We start from the raw sequence: 10411 nt of genomic DNA, 5'->3' as shown, positions 1-10411 counted from the left end.
GCGCCACAAAACACCGGCGCGGGGTGGAGCAGCCCGGTAGCTCGTCAGGCTCATAACCTGAAGGTCGTAGGTTCAAATCCTACCCCCGCAACCAAAATTATACAAATTATCAAACGTTTAGTGCGATGGTATTCCAATACCGCCGGCCTTTCGCCGTCTACATCAACGCCACATCAACACCAAAACAGAAAAACCGCAACGGCGTGCATAAGCGGGCAGTCGCAGGCAGCGGATCAAGAGTTCCCCAACAGCAGCACGCATGGATCAGCTTTCGGCGTTAGTATCGTCGTCCGTTGACGACCCCGCGTCACGCTCACCCGGAAGTTTTGGCGAACATCTTCAGCTATTTGCTTCCTATCGTTGTCACGCACAATGCGATGTGGGTTAGCGATGATCTTTCGATTGCGGATCACTGGCCAGCCTTCAAAGATAATGACTTCGTCGAATTGCTTTCCCTTCGCTTTGTGCATGTTCATGATCACGACCCCCGTCTCTGGTTTGATACCCGTCGCGAAATGGTCCTGTACGAAGGCTTGGCGAACGATTTCAAGTGCGTTCAGGTATGCACCATTGTCACGCCAATCTTGGGTGAGGCTCTGCCTGAGCTGCGAGCCGCGTTCCAGGATGCGGATGTTGCGCACTTCCGATCCGACTTCGCGTAACCGCGGGCAAGGCCCACCTTCGAGGACCGCGCGCATGGTACGCCAATCCTTATCTGGGTCACCGGTCAAGACCGCGGCACGTGCGGCTTCATAGACGGTCGACACGGCCTTGATAACGCTCTTGGAGTTTGGTGCCTTGCCGGATGCAAGCGCAGCATTCCACTTCTCATGGGCCTTGGCGAGATCGTCTGCTTGCTTCAATGCGCCGTTTGTCGGTTTTTCGCCGCCTTTTCCACGGTAATAGCTGCACAGCAGCTCGATCAAATGCCCAAAATGCTTGGAATCTCTAGGTGTTTGGAGGAGATGCGCAACGATCTCTGCACCTAGGATGGCCGCGTCCATCTCGACGACCGCAGTATGCACGATAGGGGCCATGCCCGCGGGGGGGGATCTGAAGCTGTCCGACACCAGACGAGTCATCTTTCGTGTCGGCACAAGGACTGCGAGGGACCAGTCTGCTTTGCCGCCTGCTACCAAGCGTCCGCGCGCGGCATATGTCGTTGTAACAAGCTTTGACATTGCCGCGTCCGGGTATGGCTCGAATACTTGGCAGTCAATGCCGACATAGCTGCTCTTCTGGAATGTACCTTTCAAGATATCATTCCCGAATAAACCGATTTCGGTTCCGGCGCTGCGGTGGTTGGTCGTGCCGAAATCGACCTCGACGGGTGCGAACTTCTCCCGAAAGTGGTTGAGTCTTTCCGGGTCAGCGCCGATGAAATCGAAGATGCGCTGTTCGGGATCGGCAAGCGCGATGAGCCGTGAAAATTGGCCGATCGCCTCAACGATGCGCCATTGGGCGGCATTTGTGTCCTGGAACTCGTCCAGAATGACGACTGGGTACATGGTCGCAAAGAGTCGGCGGAGGCGCTCGCTTCCGGTGAAAAGGTCGCCAACATACGTCGCGAACAGATCGAAGCAGACGCGGCCTTCCTGTTCGGCTAGGCGCCGCCGTTCCGTATTTTCTGCCGCGTGTTTAGCTGCCCTTTCGGCATCGGACAGGGCGCTGTCAGCCCCGAAGCCAAGGCGAATAGCCGACAGAGCAATCGCTTCGCTTGGCGGCGTGAGGATCGTCAACCGCCGGGGCAGACCGACAAGGTAACCGTGGGTCTTAAGGAGGCGCCAGAACAGCGAATGATAGGTTTCGACCTCGATACGGCTCTTCAACTGGCGCGGGATCTGCTGTTCGTATTCGATGGCTTCGACAACACGCGAAACGCTGGCGCGAGCAAAACTGAGAAACAGGACCTGCTGACCTGGTCGCAGATCCCTCGCGGCAATTCCGGCCGCTTTGTGAATAGAGATCGTTGTCTTCCCTGACCCCGGCCCCCCTGTGACGAGGAGATGGCCGCCTGCAGCAAGAACGTCTTGTTGTTTTTCAGTCAGTTCCATCCGCAGGCGCCCCCGGTTCGCCAGCTTCGGTTTGTGCGGCCGCCTCTGCAGGCGGCGGGGGATCGCAGATGTCCTTAAGTCGCGTGCAGGCCTGCCTAAGCCATTCCGGTATTTCGTCTTCGGAGCACTGTGCAAGGAAATCGGAAATGCCCCAGTTCCCTTTGTTCTTCTTGAAGTATGCCGCCAGCGCATCGGTCGCCTGAGCGACTGGATCGGGGAAGGTCTGCGTAAGGTCCTGCGGCCAGTCGATGGTCGCGGCGAAACGCTTGAGCGCATCTTCGGTCGTGCCTTTGAGGACCATTGCCTCAAATCCCTTTTCGCCGTGCATAAGCAGGCACTCGACTTCTTGCTCGATGGCGGCTTGGTGTGCAGCTTCCTGTTTGTCACACAAAGCGAATGTGCGCTTGCCAAGGTCGCGATAGAGCCTAGCCATACCAGGTATGTTTGTCTCACTATCGGCGTCAACGACGCAGACGCCCATAGCTTCGAGGGAACGGTAGGTATCCGGTTTCAGTTCACTTAGCCGTCGGCAAACAACAGGGAACGCTGATGCCTCTGTCGCGCCTTCTGCAACCAATATCCGGCGGGCGAGAAGCCCTTCGCAGAACCGCACCCGGAACTGCTGCCGGTACCGCTTGAGCTTCACGTTATCGGGCAAGCTGATTGGCTTGCGAGAAAGCACACCTTCAGAGTCGCGCCCTAGTACGACAGTTTCCTCGATGGCAAACTCTTCAAGTACATAGGGGGAATGCGACGTGAAAAGAGCCTGAGAGGCGAGCTGACGGATTTCATGAACGATCCGCTTTTGCGCATACGGCGGAATGGCGGTTTCCGGTTCTTCCATCGCAAAAATCACGTTCTGCTTGTCGGCTGCAATCTGCGACAGCATTGCCAGGACAAGCATGTTGATGGTGCCTGTTCCCTGACGGTAGTACGGGGCCGCATGCTGGCCTTCCCCTGTAGCTATGAAGGCCGTGATGACTTTCCGAAGGTGATCGCGGGTCAGGTTTGAAACCTTCAAATGTGGCTCAATGCCCCATTCCTTTGGCACGTACTTCTTCAGGGCGGTGTTAATGCTTTCGAGTACGCCAGTAATGCCAAGGTCTGGATCTGCAGCCACGGAGAAGCCCGACAGTGTCGCGAGCGTGTCTTCCCACATTTGCGGCCGGACTTCTTTAAGCCGGAGGATAATGTCGAGCAGGCTGCCGCGCTCAAGGCTGAGTGCGCGCGTGCCAGTGCGAAGGGATCGAAGGTATAGGAAGCCACAAGCCTGCTTGTCCTTCTTCGTGAAAAGGACTTGCGTGCCCCCGTCCAAGAGGCTGCGCGTGAAGTAAGTTCGCCCCTCGAAGTCATCTTCTTCCGCGTCGTACCAGCCATGGAATGTCACACGGAGCGCTTCGACAATATGGGCCGGGTCGATGCCTTCCGGGTTTGGTGCATCATAGAAGGTATCCGCTTTGGAATCCCAAAACTCTACGCTGTCACCAAAGCGGGCCAGCTGCTCTTCGCTCAAGTCGGCAATCGTGACTTCAATCTCGATGCGCGGCGCTTTAGCGTCATGATCTTCAGCAGGAGCAGGTTCATTGGGGCCCAAAGCTGCAGCAACCGCATCGCCGTCGTCGCCTTCAGCCGCATCCGGAGCCAACTCGGCCAAATACTGACCCTGATGAAAATCATGCTCATCAATCGGTGGCGTCCGGTTCAGTCGATCAGGACCAAGTGCAAGGTCCAGCGCCTCAAGAATTGTCGTTTTGCCAGTATTGTTGTCGCCGATTAGCACCGCATGCTTGGGCAAGTGCAAAACGGCGCCTTTGATGCCACGGAAATGATTGATACTTATCCGACATACTCGCAAAAGCCGCTCCTCAATGATCTCTGAGCCAGTTCACATCGAACGATACCGGCTTTCTGACGAGGAGTCACCGGCGATCAACCAAAGGGTGAATTAGATGCAGTTGATGATGTCCATGCTGACCGAGGTGACGGTAGGCTAAGCTGCTATCAGGCAGTCGGACTCAGTCAGGGTGGGGCATCGCTAGGTTCGGATTTCAACGGCGGGCCCGCGCCTGATCGCGCAGAACAGCGTAGTCGCTCAGCATCCGGACAAGCACGGCGTCTTCCGGCCGCGCTTCGAACTAGTCAGCCGCGCGCGACTGCTCCGCACTTGTGTAATCGACTACCTGCACCGGGAAGGCCAAGGTTCCAGGTGGTGACCGACCAAGGATATCCAGGCCACGACGTCGCACGAGGGCCTGATCGCAGGTGCACATTTGTGCCCATTTCGGCGTGCGACAGCGGCGGTGGTCCTGTGTCAACGTATTCGGGCAGCGATTCCCTGCGGCTCATTGAAACCGTGAACCAGCGAAGCGGGCCGGGGGTGCCGGTCGGTCGAGGCGTTGGCGCTTCCTGACCGGCGCTGCCCGGCCCGTCTCGCAAGACGGCCCTCAATAGTCCGTCTCCACATAGACCCCGGAGCAGTCGTAGGCGACGGCCGCGGCGGTGGTGCTGTTGTTGAGGTAGTTGCGCGGGCTCAGAAGTTGGGCCGACGCGGGCATGTCGGTGGTGATCGTGGCCTCGGCCGCCGTGCCGGAGACCTCTTCCACGACCCGGATCCCGACCTCGGTCCCGTTTGGCGCCGCGACGATGGTGAGGGTCAGGACGTTCGTCGTGCTTGCCACCGGAAAACCCGCGCCGAGATCGATCAAGGTCGGTGCCCCCGCGCCATCGTTGTGGACGATCTGCCAGTTGTCATGGGTGCCGCGCTCGAAGCCGATGCCCAGCGCGTTGACGACGGCCGAAAGCGTCAGGGTCGTGGACAGCGCCGAGACCGACCCGATCAGGCCGAAGAACCCCGTGCCGGTGGGTTGCAGGGTGACGAGCGAGAGCCGGTTCACATAGGTGAAGCCGCCGAGCCCATCCGCATTGCCGCGCCAGCAGACCCAGCCTGCCGAGCGTTCCTCGGCCGCAGCCCCGGCGGTGGCGGCCGACGTCATGCGCCAGCGCCGCATCGATGTGGAGAGGTTCGTGGTGGCGAGCGTCGGCGTGGCAGCGGTGCCAACGGCGCTGCGCGGCATGCCGTTGGTGTTGATCGTCGTGCCGCTGGAAGGGGCCCATGTCGCGATGCGGTTCACCCCGAAATGCGGCTGCAGCGGGAAGAACCGCCCCGACGGTCTCTGGACATCGAGCCATCCCGCCCCGGCGCGGTTGCGGGCATAAAGCGCAAGCTTGCCGGAAGGCGGCGGCGTGGGCACGGCATCGAGCGCGGGGAGCACGAGGGGTTCGGGCATCTCGACCCGACCACTCGCGCGGTCGATCTTTATCGCGTCGTAGAAGGAGGAGCCATCCGGGCTGACCTTGATGCTGAAATCGTCGCTCCCGAGAAGCCCGATCAGGGCCCGCGCCGACCAATTGGTCTTGAAGGCGAAGCTGGCGTCATTGGCGGGTGCGGCCTTGTTGACGGTCGCCTCGATGCCCGCGCCCGCGTTGTTCAGCAGCACCGCGGGGGTGTTGACCGAGAGCCGGTTGTAGCTGTCGGCCGCCGCCCCGCCGAGGCCCAAGAGCTGGGCGGTCAGGTTGGCCTGCGGCATGCCGACCTGCGTGACGGCATTGGCGAAGGTGACGGTGGGCGTGTTGACGACGGTCGTGCCGCCAGCACCTGCCGTGGCCGAGCCGATGTTGATGACGGTGGTCGACCCCGACGCGCCGCCGGTGCCAAGGTTCACGGTCTTGGTGACGCCCGTTGTCGTCGCCCCGGTGCCCATCCCATAGGTGGCGGTCGTGGTCGCCGTGCCGACGCTGGCGGAAGCTGCTGAGACAGTGACCGTGCCCGAGGCAGTCAGCGTGCCCGAAAACGTCTTGTTGCCGGTGAAGGTCTGGGTGCCCGCCAAGATCGCGAGTTCCGAGGAGGTGTTCGGCAGGGTGAAGCTGCGCGTGCTGCCCGCGCTGATCCCCGCCAGCGAGAAGGTCGCCTTCTTCGTCGGATCGGCATCGTTCACCAGGCAGAAGACGGCATCCGAGACGTCGCGCGGCTCACCCACCACCTCCCAGGCACTGCCGGTCCAGACCAGAAACAGCCCCTCGGCCGCGACCCAAGTGAGCCATCCGGGGCGCGGCACGAGGCGGATCCACGCGCCGTCGATCCAGAAGGCGATGTTCATGTCCCACCCGGCCCAGAGACCCGTTGCGCCCGAGGCCACCAGATGGCGGTTGCCGTCGGCCGGGCTGGCCGGGGGAGTGGTGTGCGTGCGGTCGAGGACCGAAAGCTGCACCATGGCATCGAGCAGACGGAGCGCTTCGTTGTGGGTGACATGCTTCTGGGCTTGGGCTGCCAGAAGGTAGGGCAGGCCCAGATGGGTCGTGGTGTCGGACATGGAGGTTCCGGTGGGTTGGGGTCAGAAGTGCAGCGTGACCTCGGCAGGCGTGCCGCGGCCGAGGCGGTTCGAAAGCTGGTAGATGCGGAGCGCCAGCGTCTGATCAGGGCCGAGCAGCGCGCCCCAGTCGGTGAGCTGCTGGGCGGCGGTGTAAAGGACGGAGGTCGTGCTGCTGGTCAGCGTGCGCTTGACGGTCGTCCCGTCGAGGATCTGCACATCGTAGCTCTCCAGGTCTTCGGTCAGCGGCACCTCGACCTGTTCCCAGGCATCGGCGACCAGCGCGCGGGATCGCCGCGTCCAGCGGATCGTCAGATCGCCCGGGTTACGCCCCGTTCGCCAGGGCTCTTCGACATGCACCGGCGCGAAGGGCACGAGGCCGCGCCCGGTCGGCGTGAAGCCCAGCGCGGCGAAGCTGTCGTCGTTGACGGCGCGCGCGGCTGGCCCCACACGCCAGTTCCAAGGCAGACCAAGGTCAGTCTCGGCAATGGGCAGCGAGGCCAGCGTGGTGTCCAGTACCACGACCCGCGCCCCGGCAAGGGTGGGATTGCCCATCGCGTGTTCCGTCCCGCGCTGGCCGCGCAGAAGGCGGGTCAGGCGATAGCGGCCCGGGGCGACAAGTTCAGCTCCGCCTGCCTGGACGATCTCCCAGACCCCGGCCGCTGTCTCTACGGCAAGTGCATTGGCCCCGCCGAAGAGGGAGACATCCGTCACGCTCTCCAGCGTCCCGGACAGAAGATCGACCACCAGCGCGTTGCCCAGATCGAAGCGCGAGGTCGGCCCTGGAAAGAAATCGAAGGCCAAGGTGCCAATCCGTGCCCGACTGCCGAAGGTCGTCAGGAGGTTGAACCCGTCGGTGGATGCGCTGCGGAACACTGCGATCTCGCCCGGCCAGGGGCTGGCATGGGCCGCGATCCAGGGGCGATGCGCGGCAACCTCCTCGCTGATCTGCGGCAGATCCAGCATCACCACCTCGGGCGTGCCGAAAACGACGGGGCTCGCAACATTCGCGGGCCGGGGATCGCCGGGCGGCAGGTCGTAAGCGGCGCGGTCCTGGCGCACCGCCTCGATCCCGCGCGCTTCAGCATCGGCAATGGAAACGAGGCGGAACTCGACCTCGCGGCCGTCATGCGCCAGCCGGATCACGTCGGCCGGATCGAGGGCCAGCATAGAGGGCGGCAGGCGGACGGTGGCGCTTTCCCGGCCGATCCAGGCCTCCATCAGCGCGCGGCGGCAGCGCCGTTCCGCCTCCTCGGGCGGGATCGCGATGGGGAAGCTCTCCGAGGCGATGCGCGTCGTATCGACGGTGATGCGCCGGGCCTCGACCTGCGCCGCGTCGTAATCTTCGTCGGCGCGCGCGACCTGCCACTTCAGGGCCTGCGGCAGTTCGGTTTCTTGGCCGCGCGTCAGTTCGAAGGCCTCGCCCTCGCGACTTGAGACCAGATCATCAATGGCCAGCGTCGCGACCGAGGCGCGGCCGCGCATGATGAAACGGATCACGCCCTCGGTCTCGATGGCGTCGAAGCCGAAATGTCGGGCCAGCGTGGAAATCGACGTGCGGGGGGACTCAATGGCCCCGATCACATAGCCCTCGACCGCGCCCCAGAGACCCGAGACGTCGATCAGGCTTTCCGCGAGCCCAGCGCGCAGGCACAGGTGGCGCACGAGGGCGGCGAGCGAGACCGCGCCGAGCCGTCCGGTGAGCCAGTGACCGAGCCGCCAGTTCGCGCCATCGGTCCAGACGCCAGTCAGTTCGGGGAAGAACGGATAGGGCCGCGCGTCCCAGGTCCAGGCGGCGCATTCCGGCACATGCACCATGCGGCCGCCATAGACGGACGAGGTCGGGTTATTGGCCGGAGTTCCCCACCAAAGGTAGCTGGCTTCGAGAGAAGCGCGCTGGATCGCATCGTCGCGCCAGCCCCGCGAAAAATGCGGCGTGGCGCTCTCGGATGACTTCGGATCGAAGAAGACATTGGGCTGGTTCGTGCCCCGATCGATGGAGGGACAGCCGAGTTCGGTGAACCAGATCGGCTTCGATTGCGGCACCCATGCGGTGGGCGGGCCGCTCTCGACCCCGCCCGGGCGGTTGACATGCGAGTTCGACCACCAGGCGCGGAGATCCTTGAAGCGGAAGACCCACGGCTTGCCCGCGGCTCCATCGGTGATCGGGGTCCGAACTTGCGCCGACCGGTCGGCGGCCGAGGCATAGAACCACTCAAAACCCTCGCCACCGGCGATGTTCGCTTGCAGATAACCGCGGTCATAGATCGCTGGCCAGCCTTGGAGGGCATCGGCATGGTCAAACCCATCGCGCCAGTCGGAAAGCGGCATGTAATTGTCGATGCCGATGAAATCGATGTTCGCATCTGACCAGAGCGGGTCGAGGTGGAAATACACGTCCCCCGTGCCGTCAGAGGGCTGGTGGCCGAAATACTCCGACCAGTCGGCCGCGTAGCCGATCTTGGTGCCCGCCCCGAGGACGGAGCGCACATCGGCCGCGAGCGCCTTGAACGCGGTTACCGCCGGATAAGCGTTGGCGCCCGAGCGGATCGTCGTGAGGCCGCGCATCTCGGAGCCGATCAGGAAGGCATCGACCCCGCCTGCGACGGCGCAGAGATGGGCGTAATGCAGCACCATGCGGCGGAGGCCCCAATCGCTCGGCGCGCCGGTGAAGGTGACGGTGTCGCCAGACGGCGAAAACTGCGCCGGGGTGGCTGTGCCAAAGAAGCTTGAGACCTGCGTGGCCGCGGCGGCGGTCTTGTCCACGGTGCCCGCGGAACCTGCGGCCGGGGAGCAGGTGATCCGTCCGCGCCACGGGAAGCTCGGCTGGCCGAGCGTCGCGGCATTGTCGGAATAGGGATCGGGCAGCGTGTTGCCAGGCGGCACATCCATCAGCAGGAATGGGTAGAACGTCACCCGCAGCCCGCGCGCCTTCATCTCCCGGATCGCCTCAACCACCGCGAAATCCGCAGGCGTGCCGCCATAGACGGGCCGATCCTCGGCGTCGCGGCTGACCAGATGGGCCGCCGCGCGGGAGACCCCATTGACCGTCCAGACCTTGGGGCTGGTCGTCTTGGTCGCCACCTCGACGCCCGGCTTGATCGCGCAATCGCCCGCGCGCAGGTCATTGCCGAACCAGGCGACGACGAGGCTGACGCTTTCGACCGCAGGCGCCAGAGCCTGCAGCCGGTCGAGCGCCACCACCATGTCGGCGGTGTCGGAAACCGCGTTCAGGTTCTCGGCCACTTGCGCCCCGGTCTCGCCCTTGCGGATCGCCTCGGTCGCATAGGTGAACTCGCCCGAGGCCGGGATCATCGTCACCGCCTTGATCAGCCCCTCGGCGGTGTCCGGGTCGGCCAATGGCCGGAACACCTCGAAGCTGAGCTGTGGCAGGCGGTTGCCGAAGCTGGCAAGCGGCAGTTCCTCGAAGACGACGTAAGCCGTGCCGCGGTAGGCGGGGGTGTTGGCGGCCCCCATCTTGGTCGCAATGAAGGGATCGGCGGTCTGCGTCTCGCTGCCCGGATACCAGCGCCAGGGGATGCCGGTCATGTCGAGCGGTTTGCCGTCGGCCCAGATGCGGCCGATGCCGGTGATCGGCCCCTCGCAAAGAGCGACGGCAAAGGACGCATAGTAGAGATATTCGGTGGTCTTGACCTTGCCGCCGCCCCCGCCCTTGCCGCCGCCTTGCGTCGTGGTCTTCGTCTCTTCGCGGAAATCTGTGGCCCAGAGGATGTTGCCGCCGATGCGCATGCGCCCGTAAAGGCGCGGGATCACCGCGCCTTCGGTCGAGGAGGTGATGCGCAGCGTGTCGAGCCGCTGACCCTCGATCCGTTGCGCAGGCGCGAGCGACGACACGATCCAGCTGTCGACGACCGAGCCCACGGTCGAACCGACAAAGCCGCCAATGACGGCGCCGGAAAGGCCAAGGATCGTGCCGCCGAAAGCCCCGCCGATGGCGGAGCCGACGGCGCCGAGGACAAGCGTTGCCAT

At 63.4% G+C, this 10411-nt stretch carries 4 protein-coding genes and 1 tRNA gene; 1 reads left to right on the top strand and 4 read right to left on the bottom strand.

Annotated features, from left to right (window positions below; genetic code table 11):
- The first annotated feature begins 17 nt into the window (after positions 1-17).
- Positions 18-94, top strand: a tRNA-Met gene (locus BW967_RS17275).
- Between the two features lie 139 nt (positions 95-233).
- Here BW967_RS17275 and BW967_RS17270 read toward each other — a convergent pair.
- The 4 genes from BW967_RS17270 to BW967_RS17255 form a co-directional block, all read right to left on the bottom strand.
- Positions 234-2054 carry an ATP-dependent helicase gene (locus tag BW967_RS17270; protein WP_076486344.1) on the bottom strand — a complete coding sequence of 607 codons (1821 nt, stop codon included), beginning with the start codon at positions 2052-2054 and terminating at the stop codon, positions 234-236.
- Positions 2041-3909 (bottom strand): ATP-dependent nuclease, encoded by a 1869-nt coding sequence (locus tag BW967_RS17265; protein ID WP_076486343.1) that lies wholly within the window; start codon positions 3907-3909, stop codon positions 2041-2043. The genes BW967_RS17270 and BW967_RS17265 overlap by 14 nt, the downstream gene beginning before the upstream one ends.
- A 589-nt stretch (positions 3910-4498) precedes the next feature.
- The gene (locus BW967_RS17260; protein ID WP_076486342.1) at positions 4499-6424 is read right to left on the bottom strand and encodes a DUF2793 domain-containing protein; all 1926 of its coding nucleotides are present in this window, start codon (positions 6422-6424) and stop codon (positions 4499-4501) included.
- Between the two features lie 21 nt (positions 6425-6445).
- Positions 6446-10411 (bottom strand): baseplate multidomain protein megatron, encoded by a 3966-nt coding sequence (locus tag BW967_RS17255; protein WP_076486341.1) that lies wholly within the window; start codon positions 10409-10411, stop codon positions 6446-6448.

The organism is Rhodobacter aestuarii (assembly GCF_900156655.1).
Classification (GTDB): Bacteria; Pseudomonadota; Alphaproteobacteria; order Rhodobacterales; family Rhodobacteraceae; genus Rhodobacter; species Rhodobacter aestuarii.
This window is presented reverse-complemented; position numbering and strand designations above follow the sequence as displayed.